Origin of the sequence: Rhodovarius crocodyli (genome assembly GCF_004005855.1) — a bacterium.
Taxonomy (GTDB): Bacteria; Pseudomonadota; Alphaproteobacteria; order Acetobacterales; family Acetobacteraceae; genus Rhodovarius; species Rhodovarius crocodyli.
Window position 1 is genome coordinate 510,975 of record NZ_SACL01000003.1, and the last position, 16,765, is coordinate 527,739.

The following is a 16,765-nucleotide window of genomic DNA, read 5'->3' on the forward strand; positions in this document are numbered from 1 at the left end:
GCCTTGGTGGTTTGACAGGGGGTTGAGCGCATGGCAATGCGCCGCACCTTCTGTTTCCTCTCATTGGTGAAGGCGACCAGCATGGCGAAGCCCGAACTCGGTTTGAAGCGCACCTGCGTGTCCTGCGGCGCGAAGTTCTATGACCTGACCAAGCAGCCGGCCGTGTGCCCCAAGTGCGGCACCGAACAGCCGGCCGAGCAGCCCCGTCTGCGCCGGGCCGCCAGCCAGGTGGACGAGAAGCTGAAGAAGCGCCCGCCGGCAGGCCAGGAGGCCGAGACCGACGACGTGGAGATCGACGACGTCGACGCCGATGATGCCGGTCTGGAATCGGACGACGTGGAAGACGAGGACGAGGCGATCGAGGCCGAGATCGAGATCGAGGGCAACCGGGACGAGGAGGGCTGACGCCCTTTTCGGCCGGCCGGGTGGAATAGGAGAGGTCCACCCGCCATGGTTGCAATGCACAAAACGGCGGCCCCTGGCGGGGTGCGCCGTTTTTTTGTGGCGCGTGTCGGGATTCCGTCTTAGGTTCCCGGATCGTTCTCAACGGATGGCGACAATTAGCGATAAATCTCGTTAATGAGACGTTAGATACACGCAAAAAGTGTAGACGGCACACCAATAGGTTGTATTCTTCGGGGCGTCAGCAACCCAAAAGGGCCCCCGAAACCATGCGTATCCTGCTCGCCGAAGATGACCGGACGATTGCCAAGGGCATCAATTTCATCCTCCAGCAATCGCGCATGGTCGTTGATATCGCCGAAACGGGCGCCGAGGCGCTCGAACTCGCCAAGCTCTACGACTACGACGCCATCGTCATGGACGTGATGCTGCCCGATGGCGAAGGTTACGACGTGGTCCGCCGCATCCGCGCGACCCGCAACAATGCCCCCATCCTGATGCTGTCCGCCCAGACCCGCGCCCAGGCCAAGATCAAGGGCCTGCAGGCCGGCGCCGACGACTACCTGGCCAAGCCCTTCGACCAGGAGGAACTGGTGGCCCGCCTGCACGCCATCATCCGCCGTTCCAAGGGCTTCAGCCATTCCCGGCTGGAAGTCGGCGGTGTCGTGATGGACCTGGCCGCGCGTGAGGTACTGGTCAAGGAATCCCCCGTGCCGCTGACCAGCAAGGAATACGCGATCCTGGAACTGCTGGTGATGCGCCGTGGCGCGGTGCTGTCGAAGGAGAATTTCCTCGACCACCTCTATGGCGGCATCGACGAGCCGGACTCCAAGATCATCGACGTGTTCATCTGCAAGCTGCGCAAGAAGCTGGCGGTGGCCGGTGTGGACAGCCTGATCGGCACGGTCTGGGGCCGCGGCTACATTGTGCGCGATACCCCGGCCGCCGCCCCTCGCCTGCCGACCGCCGCCGTGGCGGCCCGTGCCCTGGCCGAGGCGCGCGTGGCCTGATGACCGGGCGCTGACGCTACCTGCCCAGCCATTCCTTCAGGCGGGCAGGGGCCTGGCGCATGTCCTCGACCGCGCCGCAGTAGCTGAAGCGGACAAAACGTCCGCCGCGTCCGCTGTCGAAATCCACGCCCGACGTGGCCGCGATACCCGCATGTTCCAGCATGCGCGCGGCGAAATCGACACTGTCATTGCTCAGGCGCGACACGTCGCACCACAGATAGAAGGCGCCATCGGCGGCGGCGATGCTGTCGAAGCCCGCCTGCGGAAGCCCGGCCAGCAGCGCGGCCCGGCTCTCGGCATAGCGCGCCTTGTTGCCCTCCAGCTCCTCCCGGCAGTCCATGGCGGCCTCGGCCACCAGCTGGCTGATGTGGGGCGTGCTGATGAACATGTTCTGCGCCAGGCATTCCACCGGCCGCACCAGATCCTCGGGCAGCACCAGCCAGCCCACGCGCCAACCCGTCATGGACCAGTATTTGCTGAAGCTGTTCACCACCACGGCACTGTTGCCCATGGTGGCGGCCGTGCTCTCGGCCACCGTGCCCCAGGACAGCCCGTGGTAGATCTCGTCCGAGATCAGCCGCACGCCGCGCGCCTGGCACCAATCGGCGATGGCGCGCAGTTCCTCGGGCGTCAGCATCGTGCCTGCGGGGTTGCAGGGGCTGGCGACGATCAACCCGTCCGGCAGCGGGTCCAGCTTCTCCAGCATCGCGATGCTGGGCTGGAAACGGGTTTCAGGCCCGGCCGGCAGCAGCACCGGCTCCATGCCCAGCGCCGTCAGGATATTGGCATAGGGCGGGTAGTAGGGGGCGGCCATGGCCACGCGGTCACCGCGGTCGAAAGCCGCCAGGAAGGCCAGCGGGAATGCGCCCGAGGCACCCACCGTGACCGCGATGCGGCGCGGATCGACCGTCGCGCCATAGTGTTCGGCGTAATGCCGCGCGATGCGCGCCCGCAGGGATGGCAGGCCGAAGGCCTCGGTGTAGCCCATGGGCAGGCGGGCACCCAGCGCCCGCATGGCGGCCTCGACGGCGCCGGCGGGGGCGCCGGTGGCGGGCTGCCCCACCTCCATGCGCAGGATGCCGGGCGCGCCCGGCGGCAGGGCGGCGGCGCGTGCATTCGCCGCCGTGATGACGTCCATGACCAGGAAGGGCGGCGCGTGCGCGCCCTTGCCGACCTTCAGCGCCACCTCAGTCCACCGCGCCCAGCGCCACGCCCGTGCCGCGCGCGTCGCTGACGGCCGCGCAGGTGGACTGGGAGCCGGGCAGGTAGTTGGAGCAGCCGCCGAACTGCGTGCGGCCCTGCGCCGTGGTGTTCACGGGCACCGCGTCACGCGGGGACAGGCGCTGGTTGACCAGCGCGTTCAGCGGCGCGGCCACGGCCATCGGCGCGTCGGCCTGGCCCGAACCCGAGATGGCGGCGCGCAGCGAGCGGATGTTGGGCGCCCAGGCGATGGCCGCCGACATCAGCGGCGGCTGCACCCGGCCCACGCCCGGCGCCGCGGCGGCGATGATGCCGGTGCCCGGCATCATGCGGCCGGTGCCGAACAGGTTGTTCATGGTGAAGGCGCAGGTGACGGCGCCGCCCGTGCGGTCGAACACGGTCAGGGCCGTGCTGGCGGGCAGGGTGCCCAGATTGCCGGCCGGCAGGTCCGCGCGGTCCAGCAGGCTGGCCGCATCGCCCGGCACGCCCGCGCGCGCGGCGGCGGCCACGGCCAGGGCACGCGCCTGCGCGGCCTGCATGCCCTGCCCGGCGGCGAGAGCGCGATAGGCGGCACCCACGGCCAGGCCGCCATCCAGCGGCAGCAGCGCGATGCGCTCACCGCCGCGGCCGTCGATCACGGTGGCGGGGCCCAGCGCCGGCACGGCGTTGCGCAGCTCGTCATGGCTGATGCGCCCGCCGCCGGCCTCGGCCATCGCGGTCTCGATCCGGCGCGACAGCGCGCCCTGGTACATGTCGGCCACGCCCAGCGTGCGCAGCGTCGTGAAGGTGCCGGCCAGGTCGGTGTTAGTGAAGCGCTCGCCCACCGGCACCACCGTGCCCTGCGGCGCGAAGACGGCGCGGATCTGCGGGTCACGGAACAGCGGCTCGCGCACGGCCTCGATATCGGCCAGCAGCGTGCGCGACATGGTGGTGCCGAAGCGCGCCATCTGCTCGGCGGGCGCGATGATTTCCTCGAACGGACGGCCGCCCGGCATGCGGGTGGTCAGCGCGAACAGGCCGCGCGCCATCAGCGGCACGGCCGCCGGGCGGTCGCCGTCCGTCACGCTGCCCTGGCGCACGCCCGGCATGAAGATGATGGCCTCCGGCGCGTCGCGGCGCGGGTGATAGACCAGGCAGGCCCCGCCGCCGCCGAGACCGGCGCGGGAGGGCAGCGTCACGCTGAGGACGAAGCCGGCGGCGGCCGCGGCATCGGCGGCATTGCCGCCGGCGCTGAGCACCGCGCGCGCGGCGGCTGCCGCGTTGGGCTCCTCGGCCGCCACGCCGCCCAGGAAGCCCGGCACATGCCCCTGGCGCCCCGCTGGGGGCAGGTTCGGTCCCGCCAGGAAATCCCGCGCCGTCGAGCAGCCCGACAGGGCGGCCGCGGCCAGCATCGGCAGGATCGCGCGCATGTGCTGCATCAGGTCTTCGGGCTCCATAAAGTGCCAGCGCACCCCGATAGACGCATACCGCCCCCCCGGCAACATCGCCCCGGTTCTGCCGAGGCGTTTCATCGGCTATCCTGCGTTGCGAAAGGAAACCACATGCCGTTTTCCCGCCGCCTCGCGCTCGGCGCGCTGCTGGCCGCCCCCGCGCACGCCGCCCTGGCCCAGGCCCTGACCGAGGCCCAGCGCGCCGAGGTGCTCGACCTGCTGCGCCGCGCCCTGCGTGAGGACCCGTCTATCCTGCGTGAGGCCCTGGCCGCCGTGGAGGCCGCCGACCAGCGCGAGCAGGCCGAGGCCGCCACCCGCGCGCTGACGGCCAATGCCGACGCCCTGTTCCGCAACCCGGACGACCCGGTGAAGGGCAACCCACAGGGGCGCATCACCCTGGTGGAGTTCTTCGACGCCCGCTGCGGCTACTGCAAGGCGATGCACCCCACCATGGAGGAAGCGATCCGCCGCAACGGCCAGCTGCGCGTGGTGCTGAAGGACATCCCGATTCTGGGGCCGAACTCCGTGCTGGCCAGCCGCGCGCTGTTCGCGGCCCAGCGCCAGAACCGCTACACCCAGCTGTACGACGCGCTGATGCGCGGGCGCGACGACACCACCGAAGCCGTGCTGCGGCGAGAGGCGGAGCGGCTGGGCATGGACTGGACGCGCCTGCGCCGCGACATGGACGACCCCTCCGTGGCCCGCCGCATCGAGACCAACCTGAACCTGGCCCGGGCGCTGAACATCCAGGGCACGCCCGCCATGGTGGTGGGCAGCACCATCATCCCCGGCGCCGTGGGCCTGCAGCAGCTGGAAGCGGCGATCGCGGCCGCGGCATAGGCGGACCGGGGCGCTGCCCCGGACCCAGGCCAGGGGCAACGCCCCCGGTCAGTAGGCCACCGCCGCCGCCGCATCCCGATACCCGGCCCGCCGCGCGGGCGGCACCGGGTGCCGGCTGGCGACGCGTTCCAGCAGGGTGCGCATGGCGGCCTGGTCGTCCGCGTCGCGGGCCGCGACCAGGAAGAACTGTTCCAGCACATCCTGCTGGGCGTGGCTGCCGCCCAGCACATGCATGGTGCCGAGTGCGGGAAGCATGCGCTTCACGGCGGCGGCGGCATCGCCGCGGGCGTGCAGGCTGATGGCCTCGCACACCGGCAGGGCGGCGTCGCGCAGGATGGCGGCCTGGGGGCCGTTGCCGCGGGCGGCCTCGCGCAGGGCATCGAGCATCCGGCCGGCGGCATCATCTCGGCCCGTGGCCGTCAGGGCCATCATCCAATGCGGCAGGGTGAAGCCAGAGAGCGTGTCGCCGATGCGCGCTTCCGCCTTGTCCGCGATTTCGATCCAGCGGTCGCCCACATCCACGCCCTGGCGCTGCAGGCGCCACAGCATGGACGCCGCGTTCTGGCAGTCGATGTAGAGATCCGGCTGCATCTGCGTCACCTCGCTGCCGAGGTCGCGGAAGCCGGTGTCGTACAGGTCCAGCACCTTCGCGTGTTCGCCGAGTTCCATGTGGTACATGGCCTGGTGCCACAGCACATGGTGGCGGATGTTGTTGGTCCCGCCGAAATGCGGCCGCAGCCCCTCGATCCAGGCCACGCCCTCGCCGCGCCGGCCCTGCATTTCCAGCGTGTGGGCCACGGCATGGATGGCCCACAGGTCGGCGGGGTCGAGCGCCACGGCGGCGCGGCCGGCATATTCGGCCATGGCGTAGTCGCCGCATTCCTCGGCGGAAAAGGCGCGGCAGGCCAGCATGCTGCCATAGCCAGGGTCGTCACGGTCCCAGGCGGGCATCAGCCGTTCCACCATTTCCCGCATCACGGGCGCGCGGCCCAGCCAGAAGGCGGTGAAGTGATGCAGCCGGAAGGCCAGGATGTCGCGCGGATGGCGCACCAGCAGCTGTTCCCAGATGCCCAGCGCGCGGTCCCAATCCAGCCCCGCCCAGGCGCGGACGGCGGCGATGTACATTTTCTCGCGCGGGTTGGGGTTCAGGGCCTCGGCCTTGTCGGCGGCGGCCAGCGCCGCCGGCACCGCGGCCGACTTGTAGGACAGCATGGCGAAGACGCCCTTCATCAGGGCGGGCAGCGGGGCCTCGGCGTCCAGCGCCAGCACGGCTTTCAGGCGCAGCGGCGTGTCCAGCCGGTTCTTCAGGAAGCCTTCAACCAGGTGGTCGAAGGCCGCCGCCGCCTCGGCCGAGGCGATGGACATTTCCAGCCCCTGGGCATTGCGGTGGGTCATGCGGCGTTCTCCTTCAGGCCGTGTTCCGTCAACACTTCGTCAGTATGCTGGCCCAGGCCCGGCGCGGGGGTCAGGATCGCCCCGATGCCCGGCAGGGCGGGCATGGGCACCGCACCCAGCCCCGGCTGGTTCAGGATGGGGGCGGCGTTCACCTGCTTCGTGTGATCCTCGGCCAGCCATTCCAGCGGCGTGTTCACGCGGTCCGTCAGCAGGCGGCGGGTCTTGAACAAGGCCAGCCACTCCTCGCAGGTCCGGGTCAGGAAGGCCTCGCGCAGCAGCGGCAGCAGGGCGGCCTTGTTCGCGGCGCGGGTGGGGAAGTCGGTGAAGCGCGGGTCCTCCAGCAGGTGGGTGGCGCCCATCAGGCTGACGAGGTCCACCCATTCCTGTTCGCGCACCAGTGCCACCATCACCCAGGCGCCGTCCTTGCACTGATAGCTGCCGGCCGGGACGTTCAGCTCCGGCGGCTGGCGGCCCAGCAGGCCCACATCGCCGATCTGGATCGCGAGCAGCGACCCGGCACCGGCCATCAGCGAGCAGTCGAGCAGGCGCTGGCGGGGCGCCTTGTCCAGCGCGCGGTCCGCGATCGCGGCCTGCACGGCGGCGAAGGTGCACATGCCGGTGTGGATGTCGACCGGCGTGGTGTAGGCCCGGTGCGGCACGTCATCCATGCCCTTGTTCAGCGAGGCGAAGCCCGAGAAGGCCTGCATCACGCTGTCGGTGCAGGGGCGTTCGCTGTGCGGCCCCTTCTGCCCGAAGCCCGAGATCGAGACATAGATCACATCGGGCCGGCACTGCTCGGGCCCCAGGCCGATGCGGGCCGCCACACCGGGGCGGAAGGCCTCGATCACGATGTCCGCCTTGGCGGCCAGGGCCTGGACCTGGCGCTTGCCTTCCTCGGTGGCCATGTCCAGCACCACGCCCCGCTTGCCGCGGTTGAACACCGTGCTCATGACGGAATGGTCGTCCTGCCGGGTGCCCAGGCCGCGCGACCAGTCGCCCTTGGGGGGTTCCAGCTTGATGACGTCAGCGCCCATCGCGGCCAGCAGCATGCCGCAATAGGGGCCGGCGATGCCCTGTGCCGCGTCCAGCACCAGTAATCCCTTGTAGGGCTGCATGGGCGTTTCCTCTCTTGCTTTTCGTGCCTATCCTGCCCGCAACGAGAAGATTGGGAAGGGTAGGATGCGGAATTCATGCCGGATCGGTCGCAGGGCGGCCCTGTCGTTACCATTCGTTGCGGCGGCCGGTGCCGCCGGCGCGCAGGAAGCCTGGCCCAGCAAGCCCGTGCGCATGATGATCCCTTATCCCCCCGGCGGCCCCACCGACATCCTGGGCCGCATCGCCGCCAACCGGCTGACGCAGGATCTGGGCCAGCCCTTCGTGGTGGAGAACCGGGGCGGCGCCGGCGGGTCCATCGGGGCCGAGATGATCGCGCGCGCGGCCCCCGACGGCTACAATTTCCTGGTCAATGCCTCGGCGCATGTGATCGTGCCGCACATGATGCGGGTGAATTACGACCCGGTGCGGGACTTCGCGCCGGTCACGACCATCGCCTCCGTGCCGCTGATCCTGGTGGTGCCCGTCTCCTCCCCCGCGCGGGATGTGCAGGGGCTGATCGCGCATCTGCGCGCGACGCCCACCGCGCGCAGCTTCGCCTCCTCCTCCAACGGCGGCGCGCCGCATCTGGCCGGTGAGATGTTCAAGCTGGCCACCGGCATCGAGCTGCAGCACGTCCCCTATCGCGGCTCCGGCCAGGCGCTGCCGGATGTGGTGGCGGGGCAGGTGGGCTTCATGATCGACAGCATGGCCAGCAGCGCGGACCTGGTGCGCCAGGGCCGGCTGCGCGCCCTGGCCGTGACGACGCGGGAGCGCCAGCCGGCCTTCCCGGACGTGCCGACCATGGAGCAGGCGGGGCTGCCGGGCTTCGTCATCACCACCTGGTACGGCATCTGGGCGCCGGCGCAGACGCCGGGCCGCCTGGTGACCGCCATGCAGGAAGCCACCGCCAAGGCGCTGGCGGCCCCGGACTCCACGCAGCGCCTGTCGGCGCTCGGCGCCATCGCGGGCGGCGAGAGCCCCGAGACCTATGCCAATTTCACCACGGCCGAGAACGAGCGCTACGCGCGACTGGTTCGGGAAGCCAATATCAGGGCTGAATGATGCGCGCTGTCGTCTGCGAATCCTGGCGTCCGTTCGAGGAGCTGGAACTGAAGGAAGTACCGGCACCGGCCATGCGCCCGGGTGCCGTGCGTATCCGGATCGAGGCGGTGGGTGTCTCCTTCGCCACCCAGCTGGTGGTGCAGGGCAAGTACCAGCGCCAGCCGCCCCGCCCCTTCAGCCCCGGCACCGAGATCGCGGGCACCGTGATCGAGGCAGCACCCGGCGTGGACATCGCCCCCGGCACGCGGGTGTTCGCCGTGCTGGACTGGGGCGGCATGGCCGAGGAAGCGGTGGCGGACGCCATCCATGTGGTGCCGCTGCCCGATGAGCTGCCGCTGGATGCCGCCGTCTCCATGCCCATCAGCTACCCCACCGCCGGGGCTTCCCTGCTGTGGCGCACCGATGTGACCGAGGGCGACTGGGTTCTGGTGCACGGCGCGGCCGGCGGTGTGGGCCTCGCGGGCGTCGAGATCGCCAAGGCCATGGGTGCGCGCGTGATCGCCCGCGCCGGGGCGGCCAAGCACGCCCTGCTGCGCGATCGCGGTGCCGATGTCGTGCTGGACAGCGCGGAGCCGTTCCGCGACGCGGTGATGCAGGCGACCGGCGGGCAAGGCTGCATGGCCGTGCTGGATGTGCTGGGCGGGGATGATTTCGACCCCTCCCTGCGCTGCCTGCGCGAAGGCGGCACGCTGGTGACTATCGGATATGCCGGCGGGCACATACCGACCGTGCCCGCCAACATCCTGCTGCTGAAAAACATTGCCGTGGCGGGACTTAACTGGGGTGCCTATGTCGGCTGGTCGCCCGGCGACAACCGCCAGCTCTACGCCAGGCGGGTGCGCGCGCTGTGGGGCCAGCTTGTGGAATGGTGGCAACAGGGCAAGCTGCGCCCGGAAGTGCATGCGCGCTTTCCGCTGGCCCAGTTCCGCGAAGCCATGGCCGAGGTGGCGGCCAGGCGCAGCGTGGGTCGCGTCGTTCTGAAACCACAGGAGTAGCCGCATGGCCTGGCAGGCGAAGTTCATGGTGCAGAACGGCAGGATCATCCCGTGGGAGGATGGCCGCATCCACCCCCACGCGCTGGCGATCACCTATGCCGCCTCGGTGTTCGAGGGCATCCGCGCCTATCGCCACCCGCAGACGGGTGCCTATTCGGTGTTCCGCCTGAAGGAGCACCTGGAGCGCATCATGCAGGGCGTGAAGATCATGCGCTTCGAGAACCCGCCGACCATGGCGGAGATGGAACGCGGCATCCTGGACCTGATCCCGAAGAACGAGCCCGACGACGACGTGTATATCCGCCTGCAGGTGCTGGTGGAGGGGCCGGGCACCCAGGTCACGCGCGGACCGACCGGCTGGACCGTGGTGGCCATCCCGCGTGAGCGCTCGCCGGGCTTTTCGCGCGGGCTGAACCTCGGCGTGTCGTCCTGGACGCGCATCAGCGACAATTCCATGCCGCCCCGCGTGAAGGCGGCGGCGAACTACCATGCCTCGCGCTTCGTCTCGATGCAGGCCAAGGCCGACGGCTATGACGGCGCGCTGATCCTGAACAGCCAGGGCAAGGTCAGCGAGGGGCCGGGCGCCTGCCTGTTCGTCATCCGCGACGGACGCCTGCTGACGCCGCATCGCGGCAGCGACATCCTGGAAAGCGTGACCCGCACCACCGTGATCCAGGTGGCGCGCGAGATGGGCTACACGGTCGAGGAAACCACCATCGACCGCACCGAGCTGTATGTGGCCGACGAGGCCTTCATGTGCGGCACGGGGCAGGAGCTGGTGCCGATCGCGAGCGTGGACCGCCTGCCGGTGGGCGACGGCAAGCCCGGCCCGATCGCGAGCGCGCTGCAGGCCAAATACGAGGCCCTGGTGCGCGGCACGACCAATGAGCACGCGGAGTGGCGGACGGCGGTCTAGCCTTCCAGCACCGCCCGCCCCGGCACGGCGGCGAGCAGGCTCTGCGTGTAGGCATGGCGGGGGTTGGTAAACACCTCCGCCACCGGCCCCGCCTCCGCGACGCGGCCGTTCTGCATCACCACCACCTCGTCGCACAGCTGCGCCGCCACGCGCAGGTCATGGGTGATGAACAGGATGGACAGGCCTAGCTGGGCCTGAAGCTCCCGCAGCAGCGCCAGCACCTGCGCCTGCACCGAGACATCCAGCGCCGAGACGGGCTCGTCGGCCACCAGTACCTCGGGCTTCATGGCCAGCGCCCGGGCGATGCCGATGCGCTGGCGCTGCCCGCCGCTGAATTCATGCGGGTAGCGGCGCACCGAATCAGGGTCGAGCCCCACCAGGGAGAACAGGCGCCGGGCCTCGGCCCAGGCGGCATCACGCGGGGTGCCGGCGGCGATGGGGCCCTGCGCCACCTGCGCGCCCACGCTGCGGCGCGGGTTCAGCGAGGCATACGGGTCCTGGAACACCATCTGCGCCAGATGCGCCGCCTTCTGCCGGTCGGGCGGCAGGGGGCGGCCCGCGATGCGGATGGCGCCGCCATCCAGGCCCATCAGCCCCACGACACATCTGGCGAGCGTGGATTTGCCGGAGCCGCTTTCCCCCACGATGCCCAGCGTGGTCCCGCGCCGGAGCGTGGCCGAAATGCCGTCCAGCGCGCGCACCGGCTTGCGGCGGCGAAAGATCCCGCGTGAGGCATAGGTCTTGGTCAGCCCGTCCAGCTCCAGCACCGGCTCGCCGCTGCCTGCCAGGCGGGCGGCAGGCGCGTTCAGCGGCGGCACGGCGGCCAGCAGCGCCTGGGTATAGGGGTGCTGCGGGGCCTTCAGCACCTGGGCGGCGGGGCCTTCCTCGACCAGCCGGCCCAGCTGCATCACCGCCACCCGGTCCGCGATCTCGGCAACCACGCCGAAATCATGGGTGATGAACATCACCGCCGTGTTGTGCCGGCGCTGCAGGTCGCGGATCAGCGTCAGCACCTGGGCCTGGGTGGTCACGTCCAGCGCGGTTGTGGGCTCGTCGCAGATCAGCAATTCGGGTTCGAGCGCGAGGGCCATCGCGATCATCACGCGCTGGCGCTGCCCGCCCGAGAGTTCGTGCGGGAAGGCGTTCAGCGCGCCGGCGGGGTCGGGCAGCTGCACCTCGGTCAGGGCGGCCTCGGCGCGGGCGAGGGCGTCGCGCCGCGACAGGCCGCGATGGACGATCCACATCTCGGCCAATTGCCGGCCGACCGTCATCAACGGGTTCAGCGCGGTCATGGGTTCCTGGAACACCATGGCGATGCGCTCACCGCGCGTGGTGCGCCACTGCTCGGGCGTCAGCGCCAGCAGGTCCTGCCCGTTGAGCGTGACGCTGCCCTGCTCGACCATGAGGCCGGGGGCCAGGAGGCCCATCACCGCGCTGGCGGTGACGGATTTGCCGGACCCGCTTTCGCCCACCACGCACAGGATCTCACCCGGTGCCACGGCCAGCGTGATGCCCGACAGGGCATGGGTGCGGTCGCCGCCCTTGGGCAGCCGGATCGCCAGATTGTCGATGCGAAGGCCGGTCATCGGGGGGCGAGCCTCGGGTTCAGCGCGTCGTTCAGCCCCTGGCCGAGCAGCGAGACGCCGAGGATGCTGAGCAGGATGGCCACGCCCGGAATGGCCGAGACATACCATTCGGTGCGCAGCACGCTGCGCCCCAGGCCGATCAGGTTGCCCCAGCTCGGCACGTTCGGGTCCGAGAGTTGCAGGAAGGCGAGGGAGGATTCGAGCAGGATCGCCACCGCCATCACCACCGAGGCATAGACGATGACGGGCGGCAGCGCGTTCGGCAGCACCTCGCGGAAGATCAGGTGCCAGTCGGGCAGGCCCTGGATGCGCGCGGCATGGACGAATTCGCGCGTGCGCAGCGACAGGAACTCCGCCCGCGTCAGCCGTGCGACCGGCGGCCAGGACACCAGGCCGATGGCCACCGTCACGACCTCAAGCGTTGAGCCGAACACCGCGACCAGCACCAGCAGCAGCAGGAAGTTCGGTAGGGTCTGGAAGGCCTCCGTCACGCGCATCAGCACCGTGTCCGTCACCCCGCCGTAGAAGCCCGCCAGCGCGCCGACCAGGATGCCGATGGCCACCGCGATCGAGGTCGCGACAAAGCCGATCAGCAGCGAGATCCGCGCCCCGTGGAACAGCTGCGCCGCGATGTCGCGCCCGGATGGGTCGGTGCCGAGCGGAAAGCGCGGGTTGGCACCCGGCCATTGCAGCGGGCGCCCCGCCAGGCCCAGCGGGTCATTCGGGTACAGCACCGGGGCCACCAGCCCCATCACCACCACGGCCAGCACCAGCAGCAGGCCGATGATGGCGGGCGGGCTGCGGAAAAAGGCTTTCAGCGCGCGCATCTCAGCCCCCCGACACGATGCGCGGGTCGAGCTTCGCGTAGAGCAGGTCGACCAGGAAATTGATGGCGATGACCAGCAGCGCCGAGACGAAGACGATGCCCAGCAGCGTGTTCAGATCCCGCTGCACCACGCTTTCATAGGCAAGGCGGCCGAGGCCGGGCAGGGCGAACACCGTCTCCACCACCACAGACCCGCCCAGCATGGTGCCGGCCTGCAGGCCGATCAGCGTGACCATGGGCAGCATCGCGTTGCGCAGCACATGGCGCGTGACGATGCGGGTTTCCGTCAGCCCCTTGGCGCGGGCGGTGCGCACGAAATCCAGGCTCAATACCTCAAGCATCGAGGCGCGCATGATCCGCAGGTAGATCGCGAGGAAGATCAGCCCGAGCGTGAGCGTCGGCAGCACCAGGTGCATCGCGATGTCGAGCGTGAGCGCGAGGCCCGTCAGGCCCGAGCCGACCTCGTAGAACCCGCCCGCCGGGAACCATTGCAGGTGCACGCTGAACAGCACGATGGCCATCAGCCCGAACCAGAAGCTGGGCGTGGCATAGAACAGCAGACCGAGGGTGGAGATCAGCGTGTCCGGCCAGCGGTTCACCCGCCTCGCCGCCAGCACACCCAGCACCAGGCCCAGGAAGAAGGCGAAGGACAGGGCAGCCACCATCAGCAGCAAGGTGGCCGGCAGGCGCTCCAGAATCACGGTCGCGACCGGCTTGCCGTAGATGGCCGAGAAGCCGAGGTCGAGCGTGACCAGGCGCAGCAGATAACGCCCCAGCCGCTCGGCCACCGACAGGTCCAGCCCGTAGAAGCGGCGCAATTCCTGCGCCAGGGCGGCGTCACCGCCGCCCATCTGGGCCATCAGCGCATCGACCGTGTCACCCGGCGCCAGCTGCAGCAGCAGGAACATGCCCACCAGGATGAGCAGCAGCGTCGGCAGCGAGGCGGCAAGACGCCGCCCCGCGAGCGCCAGAACCCGCATTCAGGAAGCGAGCCAGGTGTCGTGCCAGGAGGAAGACGCCCAGCGCGGATTATTGGCCGCGTTGCGCACCCGCTTGTTGAACACCGAGACGAAGATCTGCTCGATGGGCGTCAGGATCGGCACATCGGTCTGCGCCAGCTTCACGAAATCGGCGTAGAGCGCGCGGCGGCGGTCGGCATCGACTTCGGTGGCGGCGTTGTCGATGATCTGGTCCATCTGGTCGGACTGCCAGCCCCACTGGTTCGTCCAGGGCGCGCCCTTGGGCTGGCCGGAGCGATACCAGACGGTCGTCGAAACGGCGGGGTCGTTGCGGTACTGGTGCCAGCCGGTCGCCAGGTCGAAGGACCAGTCATTGTAGACGCTGCGCAGGAAGCCCGCGGCGTCCAGGCGCACGATCTCGACCCGGATGCCCACCTGCTGCAGCGATTGCTGGATATAGGTGGCGAACAGCGAGATGTCCTCGCCCCAGGGGGCGGGCAGCAACCGCACGGAGAACCGCACGCCGCCGGCGCCGCGCCGCTGCCCGGCCTCGTCCAGCAGGCGGTTGGCCAGGGCCACGTCATAGCCGATCTGAGGGATGCCGCTGGTCGGGTAATAGGCGGTGGAGACCGAGGGGATGGGCCCCGTGCCGACCTTGGCGAAGGTGCCGAGGAAATTCTCGATGAAGAAGGGGATGTTCAGCGCATGGCCGATGGCCTTGCGCACCCGCACATCGGCCAGCACCGGGTTGCGGTGGTTGAACTCCACCGTGTTGGTGCGGGCGTTGCCCTCGTTGCCCTTGGTCGTCACCTCGAACCGCGCATCGCGCGACAGGCGCTGGAAGTCGGAGATGGCGAGCGAGGAATAGGGGCTGAACAGGATCTGCCCGGCTTCCATCTGGGCCGCCGCCGCCGCGCGGTCCCCGATCACGCGCCACACCACGCGGTCGAGGTAGGGCAGGTTCGGGCGCCAGTAATTCGGGTTGCGCTCCGCGATGATGAACTGGCCGCGCTCATACTGGACGAACTTGAAGGGGCCGGTGCCGACCGGCGCGGTGTTGGCCGGGTTCTGGCGGATGTCGCCGGTTTCGTAGATGTGCTTGGGCGAGATGTAGCCGAGATCCGGCAGGGCGCGCAGCAGCAGGCCCTGGGGCATCGGGCGTTCGTATTTGAAAACCGCCGTATGGGCATCCGGCGTCTGCACCTCGGTCAGGAACTGCTGCAGCGTCGTGCCGTAGTTGAGGATCTTCTTCCACATCTCCATCGCGGTGAAAGCCACGTCGGCGGAGGTGAAGGGCTTGCCGTCATGCCAGGTCACGCCCTGGCGCAGCTTGAAGATATGCGTCTTGCCGTCGGGGCTGGATTCCCAGGATTCGGCCAGCACCGGCACCGGGTTGCCGGCCTCGTCCAGGTCGACCAGCGCCTCCTGGATCTTGCCGCCCACGATGTAGACGCCGGTGGAGGCCTGGAGCGACGGGTTCAGGATGCGCTGCTCGGTGGCGAAATGCACGGTCAGGATGCCGCCGCGGCGGGGCGTTTCCTGGGCCATGGCACCAGTCGGGATCAGGCCGGCGCTGCTGAGAAGAAGCGCGTCGCGGCGGGAAAACTCAGTCATGCGGATCATCCTTCGAAGATGACGGCGGTGCCTGTGACAAGGACGGGCGGCCGGGGCGTGGGGGTCGACAGGATCATGGCGGCGCCGCCCTCGACGGGCAGGGCCGCCTCCGCACATCGGGCCAGGGCCGCGATGATCGCGCGCGGCGCGAAGCCGATGCTGGCGCGATTCGGGCCGGTCTCGACCACCCGGACATCGCCGTCCTGCGTCACGCTGCCCTCGATCAGCCGCGCCAGATGGGCCGCGGCGGTGCCGGGCGTCTCGGTGGCGACCAGGGCGCGCCTGATGCCCGTCACGCCGTTGGCGTGGCGCTGCAACTGCGGCACCCACACGGCGGGGCGGGTGTGGTGCTGGCAGGCGAAGATGCGCATGCCGCCCGGCGCTTCATCGCGCGGGTAGTGAAAGACGGAGAAGCGCGCCTCTGTCTCGGTGCCGTCGGGCAGGGGCACGGGGCGGCCGAAATGCACGGGGCCATTGGTGCCCGTCAGGCCCTTGGCGCGCAGGGCGGCGGCACCTTTCTCGGCGTCGGTGGTGGTGAAGGCGGCGCGCTCCATCCCCTCGCGCCCCGCCAGGAAGCCGCGCAGGGCCTCATTGTGCGGGGTCGGGTTCACCACGCCCAGCAGCTCCAGGTAGTCCTCGCCGAACATCATGGTGTAGTTGCCGCTGCCCATATGGGCGCTGTGCAGCCCGCGCGGGGACATGGTGAAGCCCAGCGCCGCCCATTCGGCAGCCGCCGCATCCAGGTCACGCACGGCGACGACCAGATGGTCGAGGCCGATCAACGTATCGAGCATCGCACTCTCCCACCCTGCTGAGGGATGTTACGCATGAAGAATGCGGCATCGCAACATATTGGATTCCGCGGAGACGTCCCCACATGACGGCCCCCGTCGCCCGGACGGCCTCGGAACGTCACCTGCGCGCCCCCGCAGCAATGTGACTGACCGTTCTGTTACTGTTTGCATCATACACCCCGCGTATGATGACGATGCCGAGGCGTTATTGGGAAAGTTCGATGACAAAGCGCATCTCCTCCTCACCGGAGACGGCGTAACCGCCGCCCCAAGATCAAGGAGACCAGACACATGAACCGCTTTCTGATGGCCGCCGCCACCGCCGCCCTGATGACCTCCACCGCTGCCTTCGCCGAGGAAGCCCCCCGCCTTTCCGGCGATTTCGCCAGCCAGCATGTCGACTACAGCGGTGTGAACCGCAGCAACGTCGTCGGCGGTGGCTATGCCATGGTGACCGGCGTGGATGAGGAAGGCCGCCCCGTGATCGCCTATCGCGACCAGGCCACCGTCCAGCAGGGCCTGAACGGCATCGTGCCGGTGGTGCGCAATGTCGGCGGCCGCGACCACACGGTCTACGTGCCGGCCGGCGCGCTGCGCGGCTGAACCGCACCGGCGATCGCCACGGGTTCCATGCCCCGTGG

General features: G+C 69.8%; 16 protein-coding genes. 7 read left to right on the forward strand and 9 right to left on the reverse strand.

All coding sequences use genetic code 11. The features are described from left to right. The first annotated feature begins 81 nt into the window (after window positions 1-81). Both EOD42_RS11605 and EOD42_RS11610 read left to right on the forward strand, forming a co-directional pair. Complete coding sequence (locus EOD42_RS11605) at window positions 82-405, forward strand: TIGR02300 family protein (protein ID WP_127787805.1); 324 nt, start codon at window positions 82-84, stop codon at window positions 403-405. A gap of 266 nt (window positions 406-671) precedes the next feature. Beyond that, the gene (locus tag EOD42_RS11610) at window positions 672-1,412 is read left to right on the forward strand and encodes a response regulator transcription factor (RefSeq protein WP_127787678.1); all 741 of its coding nucleotides are present in this window, start codon (window positions 672-674) and stop codon (window positions 1,410-1,412) included. 16 nt (window positions 1,413-1,428) lie between these two features. On the opposite strand, the gene EOD42_RS11615 is transcribed toward EOD42_RS11610, so the two are convergent. Then, window positions 1,429-2,598: a pyridoxal phosphate-dependent aminotransferase gene (locus EOD42_RS11615; RefSeq protein ID WP_127787679.1), complete on the reverse strand. Its 1,170-nt coding sequence runs from the start codon at window positions 2,596-2,598 to the stop codon at window positions 1,429-1,431. Window position 2,599: 1 nt separating this feature from the next. Beyond that, complete coding sequence (locus EOD42_RS11620; protein ID WP_127787680.1) at window positions 2,600-4,030, reverse strand: gamma-glutamyltransferase; 1,431 nt, start codon at window positions 4,028-4,030, stop codon at window positions 2,600-2,602. Between the two features lie 123 nt (window positions 4,031-4,153). On the opposite strand from EOD42_RS11620, the gene EOD42_RS11625 reads away from it, so the two are divergent. Then, window positions 4,154-4,882, forward strand: coding sequence for a DsbA family protein (locus EOD42_RS11625; RefSeq protein ID WP_127787681.1), 729 nt, complete (start codon window positions 4,154-4,156; stop codon window positions 4,880-4,882). 48 nt (window positions 4,883-4,930) lie between these two features. On the opposite strand, the gene EOD42_RS11630 is transcribed toward EOD42_RS11625, so the two are convergent. Next, a complete protein-coding gene (locus tag EOD42_RS11630) occupies window positions 4,931-6,277 on the reverse strand; it encodes a tetratricopeptide repeat protein (RefSeq protein ID WP_127787682.1) in 1,347 nt (448 codons plus the stop codon). Continuing rightward, window positions 6,274-7,392, reverse strand: a complete 1,119-nt coding sequence (locus EOD42_RS11635) for a CaiB/BaiF CoA transferase family protein (RefSeq protein ID WP_127787683.1) — start codon at window positions 7,390-7,392, stop codon at window positions 6,274-6,276. The genes EOD42_RS11630 and EOD42_RS11635 overlap by 4 nt, the downstream gene beginning before the upstream one ends. Window positions 7,393-7,456: 64 nt before the next feature. On the opposite strand from EOD42_RS11635, the gene EOD42_RS11640 reads away from it, so the two are divergent. The 3 genes from EOD42_RS11640 to EOD42_RS11650 are packed head-to-tail and all read left to right on the forward strand — an operon-like array spanning window position 7,457 to window position 10,345. Beyond that, window positions 7,457-8,434: a Bug family tripartite tricarboxylate transporter substrate binding protein gene (locus EOD42_RS11640; protein ID WP_164867895.1), complete on the forward strand. Its 978-nt coding sequence runs from the start codon at window positions 7,457-7,459 to the stop codon at window positions 8,432-8,434. Next, complete coding sequence (locus EOD42_RS11645) at window positions 8,431-9,429, forward strand: NADPH:quinone oxidoreductase family protein (RefSeq protein ID WP_127787685.1); 999 nt, start codon at window positions 8,431-8,433, stop codon at window positions 9,427-9,429. Before EOD42_RS11640 ends, EOD42_RS11645 begins: the two co-directional genes overlap by 4 nt. 4 nt (window positions 9,430-9,433) lie before the next feature. Next, window positions 9,434-10,345, forward strand: coding sequence for a branched-chain amino acid transaminase (locus tag EOD42_RS11650; RefSeq protein ID WP_127787686.1), 912 nt, complete (start codon window positions 9,434-9,436; stop codon window positions 10,343-10,345). Here the strand turns inward: EOD42_RS11650 and EOD42_RS11655 are convergent. The 5 genes from EOD42_RS11655 to EOD42_RS11675 are packed head-to-tail and all read right to left on the reverse strand — an operon-like array spanning window position 10,342 to window position 16,124. After that, window positions 10,342-11,931, reverse strand: a complete 1,590-nt coding sequence (locus EOD42_RS11655) for an ABC transporter ATP-binding protein (protein ID WP_127787687.1) — start codon at window positions 11,929-11,931, stop codon at window positions 10,342-10,344. The two genes, EOD42_RS11650 and EOD42_RS11655, sit on opposite strands and share 4 nt — an antisense overlap. Continuing rightward, window positions 11,928-12,758, reverse strand: coding sequence for an ABC transporter permease (locus EOD42_RS11660; protein ID WP_127787688.1), 831 nt, complete (start codon window positions 12,756-12,758; stop codon window positions 11,928-11,930). The genes EOD42_RS11655 and EOD42_RS11660 overlap by 4 nt, the downstream gene beginning before the upstream one ends. Window position 12,759: 1 nt before the next feature. Continuing rightward, window positions 12,760-13,737, reverse strand: coding sequence for an ABC transporter permease (locus EOD42_RS11665; RefSeq protein WP_127787689.1), 978 nt, complete (start codon window positions 13,735-13,737; stop codon window positions 12,760-12,762). After that, entirely contained in the window at window positions 13,738-15,330 is a 1,593-nt protein-coding gene (locus EOD42_RS11670) for an ABC transporter substrate-binding protein (RefSeq protein WP_127787690.1), read from the reverse strand. A 5-nt stretch (window positions 15,331-15,335) separates the two neighbouring features. Beyond that, a complete protein-coding gene (locus EOD42_RS11675; RefSeq protein ID WP_127787691.1) occupies window positions 15,336-16,124 on the reverse strand; it encodes a VOC family protein in 789 nt (262 codons plus the stop codon). Window positions 16,125-16,415: 291 nt separating this feature from the next. Between EOD42_RS11675 and EOD42_RS11680 the strand changes: the two genes are divergently transcribed. Next, window positions 16,416-16,727 (forward strand): hypothetical protein, encoded by a 312-nt coding sequence (locus tag EOD42_RS11680; RefSeq protein WP_127787692.1) that lies wholly within the window; start codon window positions 16,416-16,418, stop codon window positions 16,725-16,727. Window positions 16,728-16,765: the final 38 nt, after the last annotated feature.